At 60.6% G+C, this 19,055-nt stretch carries 23 protein-coding genes and 1 pseudogene; 17 read left to right on the top strand and 7 right to left on the bottom strand.

All coding sequences use genetic code 11. The features are described from left to right. Positions 1-35: 35 nt before the first annotated feature. From KHO07_RS10375 to KHO07_RS10360, 5 genes and pseudogenes are all read left to right on the top strand, one after another. Positions 36-1,478 carry a catalase gene (locus KHO07_RS10375; protein WP_150735140.1) on the top strand — a complete coding sequence of 481 codons (1,443 nt, stop codon included), beginning with the start codon at positions 36-38 and terminating at the stop codon, positions 1,476-1,478. 110 nt (positions 1,479-1,588) lie between these two features. Next, positions 1,589-1,708 (top strand): annotated as a pseudogene (locus KHO07_RS29135) (metal ABC transporter ATP-binding protein); the annotation flags it as partial. Positions 1,709-2,863: 1,155 nt separating this feature from the next. Next, a complete protein-coding gene (locus KHO07_RS10370; protein WP_212627122.1) occupies positions 2,864-3,901 on the top strand; it encodes an iron ABC transporter permease in 1,038 nt (345 codons plus the stop codon). Next, positions 3,901-4,668, top strand: coding sequence for a heme ABC transporter ATP-binding protein (locus KHO07_RS10365; RefSeq protein ID WP_212627121.1), 768 nt, complete (start codon positions 3,901-3,903; stop codon positions 4,666-4,668). Before KHO07_RS10370 ends, KHO07_RS10365 begins: the two co-directional genes overlap by 1 nt. A gap of 53 nt (positions 4,669-4,721) precedes the next feature. Next, entirely contained in the window at positions 4,722-5,606 is an 885-nt protein-coding gene (locus KHO07_RS10360) for a ChaN family lipoprotein (RefSeq protein ID WP_212627120.1), read from the top strand. 151 nt (positions 5,607-5,757) lie between these two features. On the opposite strand, the gene KHO07_RS10355 is transcribed toward KHO07_RS10360, so the two are convergent. After that, positions 5,758-6,141: a cytochrome c family protein gene (locus KHO07_RS10355; RefSeq protein ID WP_212627119.1), complete on the bottom strand. Its 384-nt coding sequence runs from the start codon at positions 6,139-6,141 to the stop codon at positions 5,758-5,760. A gap of 285 nt (positions 6,142-6,426) precedes the next feature. On the opposite strand from KHO07_RS10355, the gene KHO07_RS10350 reads away from it, so the two are divergent. Continuing rightward, a complete protein-coding gene (locus KHO07_RS10350; RefSeq protein WP_244858276.1) occupies positions 6,427-6,891 on the top strand; it encodes a hypothetical protein in 465 nt (154 codons plus the stop codon). A 73-nt stretch (positions 6,892-6,964) separates the two neighbouring features. Here KHO07_RS10350 and KHO07_RS10345 read toward each other — a convergent pair whose 3' ends face one another. Then, positions 6,965-7,795 carry an oxidoreductase gene (locus KHO07_RS10345; RefSeq protein ID WP_212627118.1) on the bottom strand — a complete coding sequence of 277 codons (831 nt, stop codon included), beginning with the start codon at positions 7,793-7,795 and terminating at the stop codon, positions 6,965-6,967. A gap of 130 nt (positions 7,796-7,925) precedes the next feature. On the opposite strand from KHO07_RS10345, the gene KHO07_RS10340 reads away from it, so the two are divergent. The 3 genes from KHO07_RS10340 (at position 7,926) to KHO07_RS10330 (ending at position 10,181) form a co-directional block, all read left to right on the top strand. Further along, a complete protein-coding gene (locus tag KHO07_RS10340; RefSeq protein WP_212627117.1) occupies positions 7,926-8,831 on the top strand; it encodes a LysR family transcriptional regulator in 906 nt (301 codons plus the stop codon). Positions 8,832-8,884: 53 nt separating this feature from the next. Then, positions 8,885-9,199, top strand: a complete 315-nt coding sequence (locus KHO07_RS10335; RefSeq protein ID WP_212627116.1) for an NIPSNAP family protein — start codon at positions 8,885-8,887, stop codon at positions 9,197-9,199. 121 nt (positions 9,200-9,320) lie between these two features. Next, the gene (locus KHO07_RS10330) at positions 9,321-10,181 is read left to right on the top strand and encodes a phosphotransferase (RefSeq protein ID WP_212627115.1); all 861 of its coding nucleotides are present in this window, start codon (positions 9,321-9,323) and stop codon (positions 10,179-10,181) included. A 9-nt stretch (positions 10,182-10,190) separates the two neighbouring features. On the opposite strand, the gene KHO07_RS10325 is transcribed toward KHO07_RS10330, so the two are convergent. Next, entirely contained in the window at positions 10,191-10,649 is a 459-nt protein-coding gene (locus KHO07_RS10325; RefSeq protein ID WP_212627114.1) for a GNAT family N-acetyltransferase, read from the bottom strand. A gap of 204 nt (positions 10,650-10,853) precedes the next feature. Here KHO07_RS10325 and KHO07_RS10320 point away from each other — a divergent pair, with 204 nt between their 5' ends. Continuing rightward, positions 10,854-11,612, top strand: a complete 759-nt coding sequence (locus KHO07_RS10320) for a M15 family metallopeptidase (protein ID WP_212627113.1) — start codon at positions 10,854-10,856, stop codon at positions 11,610-11,612. Next, positions 11,609-12,325: a L,D-transpeptidase family protein gene (locus KHO07_RS10315; RefSeq protein WP_212627112.1), complete on the top strand. Its 717-nt coding sequence runs from the start codon at positions 11,609-11,611 to the stop codon at positions 12,323-12,325. The genes KHO07_RS10320 and KHO07_RS10315 overlap by 4 nt, the downstream gene beginning before the upstream one ends. A gap of 84 nt (positions 12,326-12,409) precedes the next feature. Here KHO07_RS10315 and KHO07_RS10310 read toward each other — a convergent pair whose 3' ends face one another. Both KHO07_RS10310 and ggt read right to left on the bottom strand, forming a co-directional pair. Then, entirely contained in the window at positions 12,410-12,943 is a 534-nt protein-coding gene (locus KHO07_RS10310; RefSeq protein ID WP_150735153.1) for a cysteine hydrolase family protein, read from the bottom strand. 69 nt (positions 12,944-13,012) lie between these two features. Next, complete coding sequence (gene ggt, locus KHO07_RS10305; protein ID WP_150735154.1) at positions 13,013-14,740, bottom strand: gamma-glutamyltransferase; 1,728 nt, start codon at positions 14,738-14,740, stop codon at positions 13,013-13,015. A 136-nt stretch (positions 14,741-14,876) separates the two neighbouring features. On the opposite strand from ggt, the gene KHO07_RS10300 reads away from it, so the two are divergent. Further along, entirely contained in the window at positions 14,877-15,395 is a 519-nt protein-coding gene (locus tag KHO07_RS10300) for a methylated-DNA--[protein]-cysteine S-methyltransferase (RefSeq protein ID WP_212627111.1), read from the top strand. A 160-nt stretch (positions 15,396-15,555) separates the two neighbouring features. On the opposite strand, the gene KHO07_RS10295 is transcribed toward KHO07_RS10300, so the two are convergent. Further along, on the bottom strand, positions 15,556-15,993 hold the full coding sequence (locus KHO07_RS10295; RefSeq protein WP_212627110.1) for a hemerythrin domain-containing protein: 438 nt from the start codon (positions 15,991-15,993) through the stop codon (positions 15,556-15,558). 144 nt (positions 15,994-16,137) lie between these two features. Between KHO07_RS10295 and KHO07_RS10290 the strand changes: the two genes are divergently transcribed. After that, on the top strand, positions 16,138-16,569 hold the full coding sequence (locus KHO07_RS10290; protein WP_212627109.1) for a GNAT family N-acetyltransferase: 432 nt from the start codon (positions 16,138-16,140) through the stop codon (positions 16,567-16,569). 77 nt (positions 16,570-16,646) lie between these two features. On the opposite strand, the gene KHO07_RS10285 is transcribed toward KHO07_RS10290, so the two are convergent. Beyond that, positions 16,647-16,997: a hypothetical protein gene (locus KHO07_RS10285; protein WP_150735158.1), complete on the bottom strand. Its 351-nt coding sequence runs from the start codon at positions 16,995-16,997 to the stop codon at positions 16,647-16,649. 146 nt (positions 16,998-17,143) lie between these two features. On the opposite strand from KHO07_RS10285, the gene KHO07_RS10280 reads away from it, so the two are divergent. The 4 genes from KHO07_RS10280 (at position 17,144) to tusD (ending at position 19,054) form a co-directional block, all read left to right on the top strand. Further along, positions 17,144-17,392 carry a hypothetical protein gene (locus tag KHO07_RS10280; protein ID WP_034146936.1) on the top strand — a complete coding sequence of 83 codons (249 nt, stop codon included), beginning with the start codon at positions 17,144-17,146 and terminating at the stop codon, positions 17,390-17,392. 20 nt (positions 17,393-17,412) lie between these two features. Next, positions 17,413-17,742 (top strand): DUF6388 family protein, encoded by a 330-nt coding sequence (locus KHO07_RS10275; RefSeq protein ID WP_150735159.1) that lies wholly within the window; start codon positions 17,413-17,415, stop codon positions 17,740-17,742. 25 nt (positions 17,743-17,767) lie between these two features. Beyond that, on the top strand, positions 17,768-18,472 hold the full coding sequence (locus tag KHO07_RS10270) for a YoaK family protein (RefSeq protein WP_150735160.1): 705 nt from the start codon (positions 17,768-17,770) through the stop codon (positions 18,470-18,472). Positions 18,473-18,661: 189 nt separating this feature from the next. Further along, entirely contained in the window at positions 18,662-19,054 is a 393-nt protein-coding gene (gene tusD / locus KHO07_RS10265) for a sulfurtransferase complex subunit TusD (protein ID WP_075947921.1), read from the top strand. The last annotated feature ends 1 nt before the right edge of the window (position 19,055 follow it).

The following is a 19,055-nucleotide window of genomic DNA, read 5'->3' as shown; positions in this document are numbered from 1 at the left end:
ACTCAACTAAAACCTCAACTTAAAGAAACCGTGCCATGTCAAAAAACAAACTGACTTCGATCAACGGCGCTCCGGTCGTCGACAACTTCAATATCCAGACCGCTGGCCCTCGCGGCCCCGCGCTGCTGCAAGATGTCTGGCTGCTGGAAAAACTCGCCCACTTCGACCGCGAAGTTATCCCCGAGCGGCGCATGCACGCCAAAGGTTCCGGCGCCTACGGCACCTTCACCGTGACCCACGACGTGACGCGCTACACCAAGGCTCGGTTGTTTTCGGAAGTGGGCAAGCAAACACCGATCTTCACCCGTTTCTCGACCGTGGCCGGTGAGCGCGGCGCCGCCGATGCCGAACGCGACATTCGTGGTTTTGCCTTGAAGTTCTACACCGAACAAGGCAACTGGGATTTGGTCGGCAACAACACGCCGGTGTTTTTTTTCCGCGACCCACTGCGCTTCCCGGACCTCAACCACGCGGTCAAACGCGACCCGCGCACGGGCATGCGCAATGCGCAAAGCAACTGGGATTTCTGGACGTCGCTGCCCGAAGCCTTGCATCAGGTGACCATCGTCATGAGCCAGCGTGGCATTCCGCGTAGCTACCGGCACATGCACGGTTTCGGCAGCCACACGTTCAGCCTGATCAACGCCAACAACGAGCGGCATTGGGTCAAGTTCACCTTCAAGAGCCAGCAAGGCGTGGAAAACCTGAGTGACGAACAGGCTGAAAAGCTGATTGGCCGCGACCGTGAAAGTCATCATCGGGATCTGTTCGACAGCATCGAAGCGGGCGACTTTCCTCGCTGGACGTTCTACATCCAGGTCATGACCGAAGACCAGGCGCACGACCACGGCGTCAATCCGTTCGACCTGACCAAGGTCTGGCCACACAAAGACTACCCGTTGATCGAAGTGGGTTACTTCGAGCTCAACCGCAACCCGGAAAACGTCTTCGCCGAAGTCGAACAAGCGGCGTTCTCGCCATCGAATGTAGTCCCTGGTATCGGCTTCTCACCGGACCGGATGCTGCAAGCGCGCCTGTTTGCCTACGGCGATGCCGCGCGTTATCGCCTGGGGGTCAATCATCACCAGATCCCGGTCAACGCCGCCCGTTGCCCGGTGCACAGCTTCCATCGCGACGGCGCCATGCGCGTGGACGGTAACTACGGCGGCCAATTGGCGTACGTCCCCAACAGCGATGACCAATGGGCCGACCAGCCGGATTGGCGTGAACCACCGCTGAAGATCTCTGGCGCTGCCGGGCATTGGGATCACCGCGTGGACGAAGACCACTTCGAACAACCCGGCAACCTGTTCCGCCTGATGTCGGCGTCGGAGAAACAGGCGCTGTTCGAAAACACCGCGCGTTCGCTCAGTGGTGTTTCGCAGCAAGTGCAGCAACGACATATCGCCCATTGCAACCTGGCTGACCCGTCTTATGGGGCTGGGGTTTCCAGGGCGTTGGCCGAACTCGACCGGTAAAGCCGAACCTGTAGGAGCAAGCTTGCTCGCGATGGCGGACGGTCAGCCAACATCATCGCTGAATGACCCACCACGATCGCCAGCAAGCCGGCTCCTACGGATTGATAGCTGTGGGCACGCAGATTTTATGTGCGACCCAATCCCCTGTAGGAGCAAGCTTGCTCGCGATAGCGGACGGTCAGCCAACATCATCGCTGAATGACCCACCACGATCGCCAGCAAGCCGGCTCCTACGGTTTGATCTCTGTGGGCACGCAGTTTTCGTGTGCGACCCGATCCCCTGTAGGAGCAAGCTTGCTCGCGATAGCGGAGTGTCAGCCAACATCATCGCTGAATGACCCACCACGATCGCCAGCAAGCCGGCTCCTACGGTTTGAAATCTGTGGGCACGCAGATTTCGTGTGCGACCCAATCCCCTGTAGGAGCAAGCTTGCTCGCGATGGCGGACGGTCAGCCGACATCATCGCTGAATGAACCACCGCGATCGCCAGCAAGCCGGCACCTGATATCCGTGGGTACGCAGATTTCGTGTGCGACCCAATCCCCTGTAGGAGCAAGCTTGCTCGCGATCGCGGACGGTCAGCCAACATCATCACTGAATGACCCACCGCGATCGCCAGCAAGCCGGCTCCTGATATCCGTGGGCACGCAGATTTCGTGTGCGACCCGATCCACTGCAGGAGCAAGCTTGCTCGCGATAGCGGACGGTCAGCCGACATCATCGCTGAATGACCCACCGCGATCGCCAGCAAGCCGGCTCCTGATATCCGTGGGCACGCAGATTTTGTGTGCGACCCAATCCACTGTAGGAGCAAGCTTGCTCGCGATGACGGAGTGTCAGCCAACATCATCACTGAATGACCCACCACGATCGCCAGCAAGCCGGCTCCTACGGTTTGATCTCTGTGGGCACGCAGATTTTGTGTGCGACCCGATCCACTGCAGGAGCAAGCTTGCTCGCGATGGCGGACGGTCAGCCGACATCATCGCTGAATGACCCACCGCGATCGCCAGCAAGCCGGCTCCTACAGTTTGATATCTGTGGGCACGCAGTTTTCGTGTGCGACCCAATCCCCTGTAGGAGCAAGCTTGCTCGCGATGACGGAGTGTCAGCCAACATCATCACTGAATGACCCACCGCAATCGCCAGCAAGCTGCTCCTGAACGGTTTTATAGCGTCAGGTGAGGACGTCAACCGAGGGTTGATGGCATCATCACCCGCTTCGAAGGTTTCGATGCCGACGGTGAAAGGGTTGTCCCGCTATCAGGCGCGCCCTGGCCGCAACCGCCACCGTCCTGATCGATCAAGGGAGCCACCTGATGCGTATCAAATCACTGCCGGCCTGCGCGTTGGCGCTCTATCCGGGTGTTCAGGCTCAGCGCCGATGACGGCCATCGTGCGGCCGCGGCCGCTGTTGATTACCTTGGGTCTGTTGCTGGCGCTGGTGTTCTGGTTGTCCCTGGCCATTGGGCCGGTCAGCTTGCCGCTGGGCGATACCTTGCTCGCCGGGCTGCGCTTGCTCGGCTTGCCGGTTGGCGGTGGTGACACGCAACAGGCGGAGCTGATCCTCGGTCAGATCCGCCTGCCCCGCAGCTTGCTGGGCATCGCGGTCGGTTCGGTACTGGCGCTGTCGGGCGTGGCGATGCAGGGCTTGTTTCGCAACCCGTTGGCGGATCCGGGGCTGGTCGGTGTGTCTGGCGGTGCGGCACTGGGCGCGGCCATCGCCATCATTGGCGGCAGCATGATGGGCGGGTTGCCGCCGGCCGTCGAACCCTATCTGTTGTCGGTCTGCGCGTTCGCCGGGGGCCTGATCGTCACGGCGGTGGTGTATCGCTTTGGCCGCAGCAACGGCCAGACCAACGTTGCCACCATGTTGTTGGCCGGCGTGGCGATGACGGCCATGGCCGGGGCCGGTGTCGGCCTGTTCACTTACCTCGCCGACGACGCCACCTTGCGTACCCTGACTTTCTGGAACCTCGGCAGCCTCAACGGCGCCAGCTACCCGCGTTTGTGGCCGTTGCTGATCGTGGCAGTGGGCGTGGCGTTGTGGTTGCCCCGTCGCGCAGCAGCGCTGAATGCGATGCTGCTGGGCGAATCGGAAGCCAGGCACCTGGGGTTCAATGTCGAACGGATCAAGCTTGAGCTGGTGCTGTGCACGGCGCTGGGCGTCGGCGCTGCAGTGGCAGCAGCAGGCCTGATCGGCTTTATCGGTTTGGTGGTGCCTCACCTGATGCGTCTGCTGGTCGGACCCGATCATCGGGTGCTGTTGCCGGCCTCGTTGCTCGCCGGCGCCAGCCTGTTGTTGCTGGCCGATCTGGTCGCCCGCCTGCTGCTGGCACCGGCCGAATTGCCGATCGGCATCGTCACCGCACTCATCGGTGCACCCTTCTTCCTTTATCTGCTGGTACGGGGGCGCACCTGATGCTGCGGGCCAAAAACTTGCTGGTCCGGCGCGGCAGTCGCACCGTACTGGCCGACATCGATATCGCGTTGCGTCCGGGTGAAGTCCTTGGCGTGCTGGGGCCGAACGGCGCGGGCAAAAGCACTTTGCTCGCCGCCCTGTGCGATGAACTGCCGATCAGCGAAGGCACGGTCAGCCTCGACGAGCGCAAACTCGCCGACTGGCCCGGTCAGGAGCGGGCCAAACGCCTGGCGGTGCTACCCCAGAGTTCGAGCCTGAACTTCGCTTTTTCGGTCAATGAAGTGGTGGGCATGGGCCGTCTGCCCCATGCCAGCGGTCGCGTGCGCGATGCTGAAATCGTCGCCGAAGCCCTGAGCGCGGCCGACGCCTTGCACCTCGCCGGGCGCAGTTATCTGGCCTTGTCCGGTGGCGAGCGCCAGCGCGTGCATCTGGCGCGGGTGCTTGCGCAACTGTGGCCGGGCGCCGAGGGGCAGATCCTGCTGCTCGACGAGCCGACTTCAATGCTCGATCCTTTGCACCAGCACACCATCCTGAAAGCAGTGCGCGACTTCGCCGGGCGCGGTGCGGCGGTGTTGGTGATCCTGCACGACCTCAACCTGGCCGCGCGGTATTGCGATCAGTTGCTGCTGTTGCAGGACGGTCGACCGCACGCTTATGGCCCGCCGGAAGAAGTGCTGACCGCCGAGGCACTGCAAGCGGTGTACGGGCTGCAGGTGCTGATCCACCAACACCCGGAGCGCGGCCATCCCTTGATTATCGCGCGCTGATACCCGCCCCTCCCCGGTGCCCGAGGGGGCCACCGTCTGATTAAGGAATACCGATGCGCATTCTGCTGCTATGCCTGATCAGCCTGCTGGCTGCCTGCCAATCCCATTACGTCGCCCCGCCACCCGCGCCGATCGCACCGCAAGGCCGCGACCACGCCGACTTCGGGGTGATCCTTGAACTCGCCAGTGGGCACACCCTCACCCCGCAAGCGCTGGTCGAACGCCTGGCGGCTGCGCCACGGGTGCTGGTCGGTGAGCAACACGACAACCCTGATCACCATGCCCTGCAACTGTGGCTGCTGCGCCAACTGGCGGCGCAGCGTCCGCAGGGCAGTCTGCTGATGGAAATGCTCAACCCCGACCAACAGGCGAACGTCGATGCCGCGCAGGCCGCGACCCGCGCCGGACAGCCACCGGCCGATCCTTATCAGGCGCTGTCCTGGCAAGCCAATTGGGATTGGGGCGTTTACGGCGCAGTGGTAACTTACGCCCTGGGCCAACCTTACCCATTGCTGTCGGCCAACCTGGACCGGGCGCAGATCATGCAGATCTACAAACAGCGTCCGCCCCTCAGCGGCGAAGCGTCCACCAGTGAACAGGTGCAAGCGACATTGCTGGAGGACATTCGTGAATCCCATTGTGGTTTGCTGCCCGAAACGCAGATGCCGGCAATGCTCGCCGTGCAGCAGCAGCGTGACCGGCGCATGGCCGAGCGCCTGATGGCGGCGCCGACGCCTGCGCTGTTGCTGGCCGGGGCGTTCCATGCGCGCAAGGATCTGGGTGTGCCGCTGCATTTGAAGGACATAGGTGCTGGTGAGGGTAATGCGGTGCTGGTGCTGGCCGAGGTGGGCAGGACTGTGAGTGCCGAAAGCGCGGATTACGTGTGGTACACGGCTGCGCAACCCGAACAGGATCATTGTGCAGATATGCGTCGGTGAGGTTGGGTAAGGAGCGGGAAAAACTGTCAGAGATGGGTTGACTGGTAGAGCGTCATCGCCAGCAAGCTGGTTCCTACAGTAGGTATTCGCAGGAACCAGGGCCGCTCGTTACCGTAGCAATGGTAACGCCCCCGCCTCCATACCCACCCACCTAAGGCGCCTGGAAACCCTGCAAATACGCCAACAAATCATCAATCTTTTCCCGATCACTGATCCCCCAGAAAATCATCCGCGTACCGGACACCACGGCCTTCGGGTCCTCGATGTACGCCGCCAGTTTTTCCCGCGTCCAGACGATGCCCGATGATTTCATCGCATCGGAATACTGGTAATCCGTGGTACTCCCGGCCTCCCGCCCAATCACATTGTTGAGCTGCGGCCCAAAAAACGCTCGCGCCGATTCCCCGACCTGATGGCAGCCACCGCACACCCGCTTGAACAGTTTCCCGCCCGCCTCGGCATCCCCGGCTGCATTCGCTGGCACGTTGAACAGTCCGAGGCTCAGGACGAGCGCCAACACCGTCGCTTTGTTCATGTACAACTCCCTACCCGCCATCGCCCATCACAAAAAATGGCCGCCATTTGAGCATGACTTGGCAGCTCATCCGAAGCTTTTCAGCCAGCGGTTCAATGACCGCCCCTGGGCAAACTTGAGTATGAGTCTTTAACACCTTGATGTTCACCTGGACAACCTATGCATAAGTGACGTGTTTTCTCAGCCAATTAAGATGGCTGGCATGAATATCGGAACTGCAATACCCGGCATTCATGCCAACCCGAACGTTGCGTGAACAATCCCGTGACTCACCAGGTGAACATGATGAACACCCCTAAACTTGCACTAGGAATTGCCCTCTTTTCGGCCCTCGGTTTTATCGCGGCGAACACCCAGGCTGCAGAAGCCGGCGCCACGACGAGCGGTGCCGGCACCGCTGCCCACAACGTTGCCGAAGGTGCGAACGACCGCATCAAGGAACGACAACTGGCCGAAGGTGGAGCAGATCGCCTGCAAGAACGCCGGCTCGCCGAAGGTGGCGCCGATCGCCTGCAAGAACGCCGGCTCGCCGAGGGCGGCGCCGATCGGCTCAAAGAACGGCAGCTGGCCTCGGACGGTTCCGATCGACTGAAGCAAAACAACGTGGCAGCCGGCTACAACTCGATGCGCGGCACCCGCGTAGCCGAAGGCGGCTCGGACCGATTGCGGCAGAACCATTACGCCGATGGCAGCAATGGCTACGACGCCAGCTCCGACGTCATGCCCTACTTCTGCATGGAATGTCGCTGAGCGTCCTTGGAATCACCGCAATCCAAAAGTGGGAGCGAGCTTGCTCGCTCCCACAGGGTTTTGTGGTTTGACTTCAGTCCTTGAAGTCAGTGGACAGCGCCAGCTCGTTCCACTCGGCCAGCTCCTCGGCAACAAAACGGTTTTTCGCTTCAATGCGCGCGATGGTATCGCTGCCCAGCGCCAGCCGTTGCGGCGGTTTCGGTGCATTGACCAGGGCCAGCATGGCCTCGGCGAACTTCACCGGATCACCCGGCTGCGCATGGTTCGCCGCCTCGGCATACTTGCGCATCGCACCAACGGTTGCATCGTAGTCCGGCAGTTCCAACGCAGTTTTCACCAGTGATTGCTCGTCGAGGAAATCAGTGCGGAAAAAGCCCGGTTCGACCACCGTGGCGTGGATGCCCAGCGGCGCCAGTTCCTGATGCAACGCCTCGGTAATGCCCTCCACCGCAAACTTGGTGGAACCATAGACACCCCAGCCCATGTAGGCCTGATAGCCGCCAATCGAAGAGATATTGATCACATGCCCTGAACGCTGGCGGCGCATGTGCGGCAGTACGGCGCGGGTCACGTTGAGCAAACCGAAAACGTTGGTGGCGAACAGACGCTCAGTCTCGCTGGCGCTGGTTTCTTCGACCGCACCCAACACGCCGAAACCGGCATTGTTGATCAGCACATCGATGCGGCCAAAACGCTTGATGCCTTCAGCGACGGCCTGATGCGCTTCCTCTTCGCGAGTGACGTCCAGGCGCACGGCCAGCAAGTTGGGATGATTGCCCAGTTTGGCGATGACGTCTTCAGGTTTACGGGCGGTGGCAATCACCGCGTCGCCGGCACGCAGAGCACGTTCTGCGATGAGGGTACCAAAACCACGGGAAGCTCCAGTAATCAACCAGGTACGCATTTCAACTCCTCCTGTCAGCGACCCTAGCGTGATTGCCGGGCCTTCTTGATGAGTTGACGCCACTTTAAAACTCCATTACTCATGTGATAATCCCAGCAATTTTGCATAGCTTTGTGAAAGGCACTCACAAATGAAAGCACCCTCGGCGGCAGACCTCTCAACGTTCCTGAGCGTGGCCACTCACCTGAATTTCAGCCGGGCTGCGGTGGAACTGGGACTGACGCCTTCGGCGCTGAGCCATTCAGTGCGCACGCTGGAAAACCGCCTCGGCGTACGGCTATTCAATCGGACCACCCGCAGCGTCGGCCTGACCGAGGCGGGAGAACGTCTTTTCGCGCGATTGAAGCCGGCGTTTCGCGACATCGACGACGCGCTCGAGGACCTCAACAGTTTTCGCGACAAACCCTCCGGCAATCTCAGGATCACTGCCGGTCGCCAGGCCGCGGAATTGGTCCTGCTGCCCTTGGCCGCCCGTTTTCTGCAAGCCTATCCGGACGTGAAACTGGAGATCGTCGCTGATGACGGTCTGGTCGATGTGGTGGCAGAGGGTTTTCACGCCGGGGTGCGCTTCGGCGAGCGTCTCGAGGCCGACATGGTGTCGCTGCCCATCGGTGCCTACATGCGTTCAGTGGTCGTGGCCTCACCGGCATTCTTCGAGCAGCACGCCGTTCCGCAAAAGCCCGGGGACTTGCGTGGCCTGCCGTGTATCCGCCATCGTTTCCCCAGTGGTTCGCTGTATCGCTGGGAGTTCGAACGGGGCGGGATCGCCCAGGAAATCGAAATCGACGGCCCGCTGACCCTCGGCGACGTCAGCCTGATGGTCGACCCGGCAATACAGGGCGTCGGCTTGGCCTATATCTTCGAAGACATGGTCAAAGCGCCTATCGCCGACGGCCGCCTGGTCCAGGTGCTGGGCGAATGGTGCCCCTTCTACCCCGGCCTGCATTTGTACTACCCGAGCCGACGGCATGTGCCGGCGACGCTCAAGGCCTTCATCGAATTTGCTCGCGCCACCCGGGAGCAGAATCCGCGCTAGCGCAACGCCGAAAACTCATGCCAAATTCTTAACCCCGACAGAGAGAAAAACCCATGATCACCTGCTACCTCAAATATGTGCTGGACCCGTACAAGCTCGAAGCGTTCGAGCACTACGGCAAGTTGTGGATACCGCTGGTGGAGAAATTCGGCGGCCAGCATCACGGCTACTTCCTGCCGTCCGAGGGTGCCAACAACATCGCCATGGCCATGTTCACCTTCCCGAGCCTGGCCGCGTATGAACACTACCGGCAGACATCGATGAACGACCCGGAATGCATCGCCGCGTTCCAGTACGCCGAAGAAACCCGCTGCATCCTCAGCTACGAGCGCAGCTTCTTCCGGCCGGTGTTCGGCAACCAGGCGTAAGCAACCTGCAGACATTTAGTCCTCATTCGGATTAACGGTATGACCCGCCCTGCCGATAACGTCGGGCGTCGTGCCGTTTGCCGACGCTTCATGGACCGGTTTGTCTTGTCAGGGGCTGCACATGCGTCATCTCAAATACCTCACCTCGCGCCTCAGCCAGCAGAAAATCGCTGGCGTCACGTTCCACCTCGACCCGGGTCAGCAACGCGAACTGACGGTATTGCTTGAGCGTTTTTTTGCCCAACCCGCCCAGTACGCATTGCTGGACATTCCCGAAGCGACCCGCAGCGTGTTTCTGCTCGAAGGTGAGCGCAAATGGGTGCTGAAACACAATCGCCTGACCCACTGGAAAAAGCAGCTGCAGAACTTTCTCGGGCTCAAGCGGGTTTTCGGCCTGCATGACCTGACCAACGAATTCATCAACCTGTCGGCGGTGTCGAGCAAGTCGACATCCTCGCCAAGGGTCGCGGCGTTCGGCCACGTCGGGCGTTTTCCGTTTTTGAAAGAAGAGTATTTGCTGGTCAATTTTTTCGACGACCATTGCAGCGTCGATGACCGCTTGATTGCCCAGCCTGAGCAGGCTGTTGCGTTGCTGCTGGATATTCTGCCGTTGTTCGGCCGGATGCTCAGTGAAGGGTTCGTGCACATGGACCCTCACCCCAAGAACATTCTGATCGGTCCCGATGGCGAGTTGAGGCTGATTGATTTCGAATGCTGCGCGCACTCGGTGCTGGATCACGATTTCAGCCTGGGTTTTCTGCTGGGCTATTTCTACCGGTACTGGTTCAGGAAATTCATCTCGGTTGAGGACTACGACGCCGCTTGCGAGCGCTATCTGACGCAACAACACCCGGGGTTGAATCGCAGTATGTTCCAACCGGTCTACGAACGGTTTCGCGACCGCGATGTGTCACGCAGCACGCGTTATCGCATCCTCACCAGCGCCGATGCCCAGGCCGAATTTCTGCAAGGCCTGCGATAAACCCGGGGCTCAACCTTGCTTCAGATCGAGGCAATAGGTGTAGTAGCCGGGATCGCGCACATAGCCCAGGAACTCATACAAACGCTGGGCACTGAAGTTGTCGGTGGCGGTTTCCAGAGTCATGCCCTTGGCGCCGCTCAATCGCGCAAAGTCGCGCGCGGTGTTCATCAGCAGCGAGCCGACGCCTTTGCCCCGGGCGGCAGGTGTGGTGAACAAGTCGCCGAGCAACCAGGTACGGTGCGCGTCGATGGAGGAGAACGTCGGGAACATTTGCACGAAACCCAGTGCTTCGCCGCTGCTGTCCATGGCCAGGAAGATCACCGATTCGTCCCGGGCAATGCGCTCGGCGATGAAATCACGGGACTGTGGCAGGTTGGAAGGCTGAAGGTAGAACCCCCGGTAGGCATCGAACAACGGGGCAATGATTTCGATGTGGGAGGCGTCGGCGCGCAGGGCCTGGATAGGCATGAGGGTGCTCCATTGCGGTCTCAGGGATCTACAGCCTAGCAACCGCCACGAACAAATGCCTGCAAGCACCGCCAACCCCTGCTCGCGAAGGCGGCGTCCGGCCCGTTGGTGCGCTCGTCCTGTCATGCCGACCAACAACTTCATGGAGGTAACGCGAGTTTCAAGCCATGATGCGCTGACTGGTCATGCATGGAGCCTTTCCCGATGTTTCGTTTACCCGGTCTGTGTTTGCTGTGCCTGAGCCTCGCGACGCCGTGTTTGGCCGACGAGTCGACACCCGAGCACATGGTGTATCTGCGCAGCGTCGACCCTGGCATTGAGCAGGACATCCGCTATGCCAGCGCCCATAACTTCACCGGTCATCCGCTGGACGGCTACCGGGCAGCCGAGTGTCTGTTGTCGGCGGATGCAGCCAAAGCGCTGGCCCGGGTACAAGCGGCCCTGAAAGCCGAGGGCTACGGCTTGAAAGTCTTCGATTGCTATCGCCCCAGTCGTGCCGTGGCCGACATGGGACGCTTCGCCACCGAACCGGGCGACCCGCGCAAGACCGAATTCTACCCACGGGTAAACAAGCAGGACTTCTGGCGCCTGGGCTACGTGGCGCGGGTGTCCAACCACTCCCGTGGCAATACGGTCGACCTGACCATGACCGGCCCCGGCGCCCTGCCCGCCGACACCTGGACGCCGGCCGCCCCCGCGGTTGATTGCACCGCCGATTATGGCCAGCGCTGGCACGATGGCGCGGTCGACATGGGCACCGGATTCGATTGCTTCGATGAGCGTGCACACACCGATTCGACGCTGATCAGCGCCGCAGCCAAGGACAATCGCCAACGACTCAGCCGTGCCATGGAGAAGGAAGGATTTACTGGTTATGCCAACGAGTGGTGGCACTTCACGTACAGCCCAAATGCGCAGAAGCCGGATGTCATGGATTTCCCCATCAGTCCGCTCGCACCATGAACAATGTGCTCAAAATCCTATTGCTGCTGCTGTTCCCATGGGCGGCGCTGGCCCAAGGACTCGACCACAGCGACCAACTGATCGTGGTCACCAGCAAAAACTGGGACGATGCTCAGGGCATCGCCCAGCGCTATGAACGCCACGGTGACCGTTTTGAAAAGTTCGAAGCGGCATTTCCCGTGGTGCTGGGCAAGAACGGCATGGGTTGGGGCAAAGGACAGCTCGACGTTGAACAAATGGCAGGCCCGGTCAAGCAGGAAGGCGACGGAAAAGCCCCGGCCGGGATGTTCAAACTGGGCACCGCATTCGGCTATGACACTTCAGCTAAAACACGCCTGTCCTATGTCGCGCTGACCCCGACCCTCGAATGCGTGGATGATCCACAGTCCACCCGTTACAACGAGCTGGTCGACGGCGCGACAATGGCGAATGACTGGAACAGCTCGGAACGCATGCGTCGCCGAGATGACTTGTATCGCCAGGGCATTGTCATCGAGCACAACACACCGGCGTCCCCGGCTGCAGGCTCGTGCATTTTCTTCCACATTTGGCGCGGCCCCACTGTACCAACCCGTGGCTGCACGGCCATGGACCCGACGGACATCGCCCGCTTATTCAACTGGCTAGACCCGCGCCAATCACCGCTGCTGGTGCAATTACCCGAGGTGCAATACCAGCAGTTGCGCGAGCAGTGGGGCCTTCCAGAGCGTTGATCAAGTAAGCACTGCTGGCGCCTGCGGTGTGACTGTCTCTCTGCTATCGCCAGCAAGCCGGCTCCTACAAGGAAATGCGGGGATTCAGAAGCGGATCCCGGCAGCCGGGATCACGTCGATCCGGGCAACGGAACCACTCAGGTGCGCCAGATCCTTGTTGTGCTCGGCAATGATGTCTTCGGCGGTGAGGTTACCGTTGTCGACCGTGGAGTGAGCATCCGCCGCCAGCACCACGTCATATCCCAGCTTCAGCGCCTGACGCACCGTGGCGTTGACGCAGTAATCGGTTTGCAGGCCGCAGATCACCAGACGCTCGAAGTCCTGCTCCGGCAGCAGCTTTTGCAGGTTGGTCTGGTAGAAGGAATCCCCAGTGGTTTTACGCACGCGCTGGTCCTTCGACGAGATCTCAAGCCCTTCAGCCAGTTGCCAGCCAGCCGCCTCATGGGCAAGGGGGCTATCCTTTTCCTCGTGCTGGATAAACACCACCGGAGCACCCGCCTTGCGCGCCCGCGCGGAAAGCTCGTTGATGGTGTTGATGACGCGTCCGATTTCGAAGCATTCGTACTCGCCTGAACACAGGGCCTGCTGGACGTCGATGATTAACAGTGCGGTGGTCATGATTCCTTCCTTAGAAAAGTCAGAGAGGCAAGGGACGAACATAAGTCCGTCCCTGCTCGAACACAACCCTCAGTAACCCAGCGACAAGCCGGTATTACGCCGTGGATCGTTGGCCCCGTAGAAACGGTTCTTGCCCACCGGTTTGCCGTCCAGCGACGGTGCGCCCACGAGGATCGCCGCCAGGTGATTGGCATCCTGCGGCCCCGCGAACTTGTGGCCCCAGCTTTCTAGGATCTTCACCGTGTCCGGGCTGGTGGTGAAGGCTTCCAGGTTGGTTTCCTCCGGCAGCCACTGCTGGTGGAAACGCGGCGCATCGACCGCTTCCTGGATGTTCATGCCGTAGTCGATGACATTGAGCATGGTCAGCAAGGTCGCGGTGATGATCCGGCTGCCGCCCGGCGTCCCGACCACCATGACCACTTTACCGTCCTTGGTGACGATGGTCGGGCTCATGGACGACAACGGTGCCTTGCCGGGCGCGATAGCGTTGGCCTCGCCCTGCACCAGGCCGTACATGTTCGGCACGCCGATTTTCGAGGTGAAGTCGTCCATTTCATCGTTGAGGATGACCCCGGTCTTGCTCGCCATGACCCCGGCACCGAACCAGTCGTTGAGGGTGTAGGTCACCGACACCGCGTTGCCCCATTTGTCGACGATCGAGTAATGGGTGGTGTTGCTGCCCTCATGGGGTGCTACGCCAGGCTTGAGGTCCTTGGACACCGCGGCCTTCTGCGGACTGATCGCTTCACGCAGCTTGGTGGCGTAGTTTTTGTCGAGCAGATGGGCGATCGGGTTCTTCACGAAATCCGGATCGCCGAGGTAGCTGTTGCGGTCGACGTACGCGTGGCGCATCGCTTCGATCTGATAGTGCATGCCCTGGGCCGAGTGATAGCCCAGATCCTTCATCGGATAGCCTTCGAGGATGTTCATGATCTGGCAAATCACCACGCCGCCAGAACTTGGCGGCGGTGCCGAGACCACGTGGTAGCCGCGGTAGTCGCACTCGATCGGCGCCAGTTCGCGGGTCTTGTATTTGTCGAGGTCGGCCTGGGTGATGATGCCTTTGTTGGCCTGGCTGGACGTGACGATGGCGTCGGCGACCCAACCTTTATAGAAACCGTCGGCACCTTTCTCGGAGATCTCGCGCAGGGTTTTGCCGAGGTCTTTCTGCACCAGCTTCTGCCCCACCTGCATCGGCTCGCCGTTGCTGAGGAAGATCGAGCCGGAATCCTTGATGTCCTTCTTGAACACGTCGGTCGCGTATTCCAGCAACTCGACATCGCCCTGTTCCAGCACGAAACCGTCTTCAGCGAGTTTGATCGCCGGGGCGATGACTTCCTTGCGCGGTTTGGTGCCGTATTTGCTCAAGGCCAGTTCCATACCGGAAACGGTGCCCGGCACGCCGACGGCCAGGTGACCACGGGTGCTCAGCTCCGGTACGACATTGCCTTCCTTGTCGAGGTACATGTCGGCGGTAGCCGCAAGAGGGGCTTTTTCACGAAAATCGAGGAAAGTCTTGCGTCCGTCGGCCAGTTGAATGGTCATGAAACCACCGCCGCCCAGGTTACCCGCTGCCGGATACACCACCGCCAGCGCATACCCGACCGCTACCGCGGCATCGACCGCATTGCCGCCATTTTTCAACACATCCACGCCGACATGGCTGGCCAGGTGCTGGGCGGTGACCACCATGCCATTTTCAGCGGCGACCGGGGCCACGGAAGCGGCATGGGCAGTCAGGCAGCTGAGCGCCAACGAGGTCGCTATCAGCGATTTGGCAAAAGGTTCGTACTTCATGAGTCAGTCTCTTCTTGTTTTTAAGTAGGAAAACCCGTCAAAAGCAGTAGCCAAGTATGGTCGGGATTGCGCATTGCGCCTCCCTCCACAAGCAGTATCCTTAACGCCTGTTCAACAATCCCACGGGGCTTGCGCCATGACATACACCTGCACCACCCTGGCCTCCCCGGTTGGCGAGTTGAAGCTGGTGGCGAACGGTTCGAGACTGGTCGCCATCCTCTGGGAAAACGACAAACCTGGACGGGTGCGCTTGGGAGTGATGGTCGAAGCGCCGGACAATCCGGTGCTGGTGCGTGCCGCCGGGCAGTTGCGCGAATATTTTTCCGGTGCACGGCAACGCTTCGATCTGGAACTGGACTTTTCCGGGACGGAATTTCAGAAGAAGGTCTGGGCCGCACTGCTGACCATCCCGTTTGGCGAAACCCGCAGCTACAGCCAGATCGCCGAACAGATCGGCCACCCGAGTGCGGTACGAGCGGTCGGAGCGGCAAACGGCAAAAACCCGATATCAATTATTGCGCCGTGCCATCGGGTGATCGGCGCGTCGGGAAAATTGACCGGGTTCGCCGGCGGGCTCAAGGCCAAGGAGCTGTTGCTGACGCTGGAAGGTGCACAATCCTTCGGAGCCGGAATGACCGCAGACCTGTTTGGGTAAACCCGTTCTCCGTGGCGAGAGAGCTTGCTCCCGCTCCAGTGCGCAGCGCTGGCAAATGTTCGCCAGCCCCTCAGATTGCCGGGGCCGCTTCGCAGCCCGACGCGAGCAAGCTCGCTCGCCACAGAAGCGGACGGGCCATGTTAAGTGAAAGCCTGCCGCCTCATTCAAGCTGCGCCTGGTATTCCTTCTCGTATTGCCCCGCCAACGTTTCTTTCTGTTTGTCATTGAGCAGCTTGCCGGCCATCTGGAAGAACTTCTGCTCCTCTTCCTTGAGATGGTGATGAACCTTGTCCGACAGTTTCTTTGCGGTCGCCAACCACGCCGGGCTGGACATCTCGGTCTCGTCCAGTTCTTCCATCATTTCGTCCATCTCGTGGTGTTCGGCAATCGCATGGCGGCTGAGATCGACGCCGTTGTCGAACTCCATCAACGGCATGTAGAAATGCCGCTCTTCAGCGGTTTCATGGGCCTGCAGTTCAGCCTTGAGCTGTTTGTACGCTTCGACCCGCTCGGGGGTGTCGCCGCTGGTTTTGATCAGTGCCTTGGCATAGGTCCGTTGGCGTTCGTGGCTTTCGCGCAAGGCTTCAAAAATATTCACGGCGTGTCCTCATCGGTCGCGTTCGGGATGACGCGTCTTAATCAATGACATCTGCGCGCCAGCGACGGTTCCACCCGGTAGCGGTGATGGAACATTGGCGGCGACCACGTTAGGCTGGGCGTTCACAGCCATAAGGACATAGCCATGACGTTACGAATCGAGTGCTCGCTAACCCCCACGGAAGAGGAACGCCAAGCCATTTTGCTGCCGTTGCGCGCCTATAACGCGTCGAAAGCCGACGGCGCCATACCCGAAAACATTGCCCTGCTGGTACGCGACGAAAACGACCAGATTCTCGGCGGACTCTACGCCCGATTGTTTTATCAGTGGTTGTTCATCGACTTGCTGTCGGTGCCGGAACAGGCCCGTGGACAGGGCATGGGCACCCAGCTGATGCAGATGGCGGAAGACCTGGCGCGGGAGCGAAAATGCATCGGCCTGTGGCTCGATACCTTCGAATTCCAGGCGCCGGATTTCTACAAGAAATGCGGCTACAGCGAGATCGGTCACATCGCCGACTACCCGCCGGGGCACAAGCACTTCTTTTTCCAGAAGCGCCTCAGGTACGACAATTAACCTGTAGGAGCCGGCTTGCTGGCGATGGCGATTTCATCGATGCCATCGCCGGCAAGGGTTTTCGTCACGCCATCAGATCAGAGGCAGGTGGCCAACGCCGCCAACCGGCGCTTGGCGACGAAGTCGTCCTGTTGCGCGTAGTAGCTCAACACGGTACCCGAGGCATCGGTGGTCACGTCCACGAAAGACTCCGCCGAACGGGTGTAAACGGTGGTGCCGCCCTTCTCGGCGGGCTCCAGGTACGCAGCAGCGTCAACACCGAATACCGCTTCGTCTTGCCAGGAAAACTGCACGCACTGGGCGACGTCTTTTGCCGGCTTGTCCGAGTTCAGGGTTTTGTACGGGGCCTTGGTGCGAGCATCGTTCATTGCCGAGCCCGCGCATCCCGCCAGCAAGGTAACGGCCAGCGCCACCATCAGAATTCGCATTGCATTCACTCATCAGGAAAAAGCCGACTGTATCACCGTGGCACCGCCTATCGTTCTGCTTTACTTCATTTATACCGCGACACCGCGCGACGATTCGCGCACCCTGTCGCGCCATACGCAGCATCGCACCTTTGACTGGAAACCCCATGACCCCCAACGCCGAATTTTACAAACCGACCACTGAATACGCTGACAAACTGATCAGCCAGATCGGTCAGACGCCCTCCTGGATCGCCAAGCGAATCGGCGTCACCGACAAACGCATTCGTTACATCCTCGACGGCGAGCGCACCGTCAAAGGCGAAACCACGCCGATCCAGATGACCTACACCGAGCAATTTGCCCTGGAGTGTCTGGCGGCAGCGGCCAAGGCCAGCAAGAAACAGTCTTCGTAATCCATTCTCAAGGAGCGACCATGGCGGCATCCGAGCTGCAACACGAACAGGCACTGAACACGTTTCTCGATGAACGTCCCGAACTGCGCGTCGAACTCGACAACCTCAATCCGTTGCTCGCCCAGGCCAAAGGCGAGACCCTGGCGCAGTTTCGCGACGAGCGTTTGCATGAAGCCTTCGAGGCCGAAGCCGAGCGCCTTGGTTTGTTTGCCTGGGAATTGACCTTGCAACTGACCGCTTCCACACCGCAGGATTACGAAGCACAGCGCCTCGAGGTGCACCGGGAAGTCGCGGAGATGGCCGGCATGGACTGGCTGGAATATTGCGATTTATACGGGATCAAACCCTGACCAACGCTCAAGGACACCATCGCCCATGCTGCCATCCGCCACCCGGCCACACGCCAGCCCCGGCCACCTGCACACCCAGAAATGGCGCGGGCGTATCGGCCTGAGCCTGGTGGCCATGCTTTCGGTGTTGGCCGGCATGACCGACGCCATCGGCTTCATGGCCAGCGGCGATTTTGTTTCGTTCATGAGCGGCAACACCACCCGCATGGCCGTCGCCATCAGCGACGGTGACCTGGGCTTGACCGTGCGTCTGGTGATCCTCATCGCCACGTTCATCCTTGGCAATGCGCTGGGCATTATTGTCAGCCGCCTGGGCCGTCGCCGGGCACTGCCTTTGCTGTTGTCCATCGCCACCCTGCTCTGCGCTGCTGCGGCCTGGCCATACGAGACGCAACTGCCCGCGTTGCTGGCGGCAATCATCGCCATGGGCATGCTCAATGCTGCGGTGGAAGAAGTGAATGGCTTGCCGGTCGGCCTGACCTACGTCACCGGTGCTCTGTCGCGCTTCGGCCGTGGACTGGGTCGCTGGATGCTTGGCGAACGGCGCAATGGCTGGCGGGTGCAATTGATCCCCTGGACCGGTATGTTCGCCGGCGCCGTACTGGGTGCGGTGCTGGAACATCACTTCGGGCTCAAGGCGCTGTTTGCCAGTGGATTGCTGGCGGCAGTATTGGGCCTGTTATCGCTGAAGATCCCCCACCGCTGGCAGTTAGGCTACATGCCCCGCTAAGTGTTTGCGTCGCCTGTCCGGCCGCCATCGCGGGCAAGCCCGCTCCTACAGGGAATGCGTCGATCACCAAATTGCAGATCCGCTGTAGGAGCTGGCTTGCCAGCGATGAGGCCCGCACAGACAACATCGATTTAGCCCCCCCGCCGATAAAGCTTTATCATGGCCGCAGTTTCGCTGATCGAGTCCGTCATGAAGTTCGCCATCGCCGTATTTTCCGCCGCCCATGCGCCCTCATCGCGCCGCGCCCTGCTGTTCGCCCAAGCAGCGCTGGCCGGCGGGCACGAGATTGTCCGGCTGTTTTTCTATCAGGATGGCGTCTATAACGCGTCCGGCAGCGTAGTGACACCCCAGGATGAACTGGACGTGCCCAAGCAATGGCGCGCCTTCATCAGCGAGCAAAAACTCGATGGCGTGGTGTGCATCGCCGCCGCCCTGCGCCGGGGCGTGCTCAACGGGGAAGAAGCCAAACGCTATCAACGCGATGCGGTCGCCGTTGGCGCGCCGTGGGAATTGTCCGGTCTCGGCCAGTTGCACGATGCAGTGCAGGACGCCGACCGCCTGATCTGTTTCGGAGGCGCATAAA

The organism is Pseudomonas sp. PP3, from assembly GCF_905336995.1.
GTDB classification, from domain to species: domain Bacteria; phylum Pseudomonadota; class Gammaproteobacteria; order Pseudomonadales; family Pseudomonadaceae; genus Aquipseudomonas; species Aquipseudomonas reinekei.
The sequence above is the reverse complement of the archived record's forward strand: the minus strand, read 5'-3'. Positions and strand labels throughout refer to the sequence as shown.

What these genes read in the sequence shown, in the direction of transcription:
- ggt (WP_150735154.1), bottom strand. Translation starts at nt 14,740, where the DNA reads ATGAAGTACGAACCTTTTGCCAAATCGCTGATAGCGACCTCGTTGGCG.
- KHO07_RS10325 (WP_212627114.1), bottom strand. Translation starts at nt 10,649, where the DNA reads ATGCCTATCCAGGCCCTGCGCGCCGACGCCTCCCACATCGAAATCATT.
- tusD (WP_075947921.1), top strand. Translation starts at nt 18,662, where the DNA reads ATGAAGTTCGCCATCGCCGTATTTTCCGCCGCCCATGCGCCCTCATCG.
- KHO07_RS10370 (WP_212627122.1), top strand. Translation starts at nt 2,864, where the DNA reads ATGACGGCCATCGTGCGGCCGCGGCCGCTGTTGATTACCTTGGGTCTG.
- KHO07_RS10330 (WP_212627115.1), top strand. Translation starts at nt 9,321, where the DNA reads ATGCGTCATCTCAAATACCTCACCTCGCGCCTCAGCCAGCAGAAAATC.
- KHO07_RS10360 (WP_212627120.1), top strand. Translation starts at nt 4,722, where the DNA reads ATGCGCATTCTGCTGCTATGCCTGATCAGCCTGCTGGCTGCCTGCCAA.
- KHO07_RS10315 (WP_212627112.1), top strand. Translation starts at nt 11,609, where the DNA reads ATGAACAATGTGCTCAAAATCCTATTGCTGCTGCTGTTCCCATGGGCG.
- KHO07_RS10300 (WP_212627111.1), top strand. Translation starts at nt 14,877, where the DNA reads ATGACATACACCTGCACCACCCTGGCCTCCCCGGTTGGCGAGTTGAAG.
- KHO07_RS10355 (WP_212627119.1), bottom strand. Translation starts at nt 6,141, where the DNA reads ATGAACAAAGCGACGGTGTTGGCGCTCGTCCTGAGCCTCGGACTGTTC.
- KHO07_RS10290 (WP_212627109.1), top strand. Translation starts at nt 16,138, where the DNA reads ATGACGTTACGAATCGAGTGCTCGCTAACCCCCACGGAAGAGGAACGC.
- KHO07_RS10375 (WP_150735140.1), top strand. Translation starts at nt 36, where the DNA reads ATGTCAAAAAACAAACTGACTTCGATCAACGGCGCTCCGGTCGTCGAC.
- KHO07_RS10335 (WP_212627116.1), top strand. Translation starts at nt 8,885, where the DNA reads ATGATCACCTGCTACCTCAAATATGTGCTGGACCCGTACAAGCTCGAA.
- KHO07_RS10270 (WP_150735160.1), top strand. Translation starts at nt 17,768, where the DNA reads ATGCTGCCATCCGCCACCCGGCCACACGCCAGCCCCGGCCACCTGCAC.
- KHO07_RS10310 (WP_150735153.1), bottom strand. Translation starts at nt 12,943, where the DNA reads ATGACCACCGCACTGTTAATCATCGACGTCCAGCAGGCCCTGTGTTCA.
- KHO07_RS10285 (WP_150735158.1), bottom strand. Translation starts at nt 16,997, where the DNA reads ATGCGAATTCTGATGGTGGCGCTGGCCGTTACCTTGCTGGCGGGATGC.
- KHO07_RS10340 (WP_212627117.1), top strand. Translation starts at nt 7,926, where the DNA reads ATGAAAGCACCCTCGGCGGCAGACCTCTCAACGTTCCTGAGCGTGGCC.
- KHO07_RS10280 (WP_034146936.1), top strand. Translation starts at nt 17,144, where the DNA reads ATGACCCCCAACGCCGAATTTTACAAACCGACCACTGAATACGCTGAC.
- KHO07_RS10275 (WP_150735159.1), top strand. Translation starts at nt 17,413, where the DNA reads ATGGCGGCATCCGAGCTGCAACACGAACAGGCACTGAACACGTTTCTC.
- KHO07_RS10365 (WP_212627121.1), top strand. Translation starts at nt 3,901, where the DNA reads ATGCTGCGGGCCAAAAACTTGCTGGTCCGGCGCGGCAGTCGCACCGTA.
- KHO07_RS10320 (WP_212627113.1), top strand. Translation starts at nt 10,854, where the DNA reads ATGTTTCGTTTACCCGGTCTGTGTTTGCTGTGCCTGAGCCTCGCGACG.
- KHO07_RS10345 (WP_212627118.1), bottom strand. Translation starts at nt 7,795, where the DNA reads ATGCGTACCTGGTTGATTACTGGAGCTTCCCGTGGTTTTGGTACCCTC.
- KHO07_RS10350 (WP_244858276.1), top strand. Translation starts at nt 6,427, where the DNA reads ATGAACACCCCTAAACTTGCACTAGGAATTGCCCTCTTTTCGGCCCTC.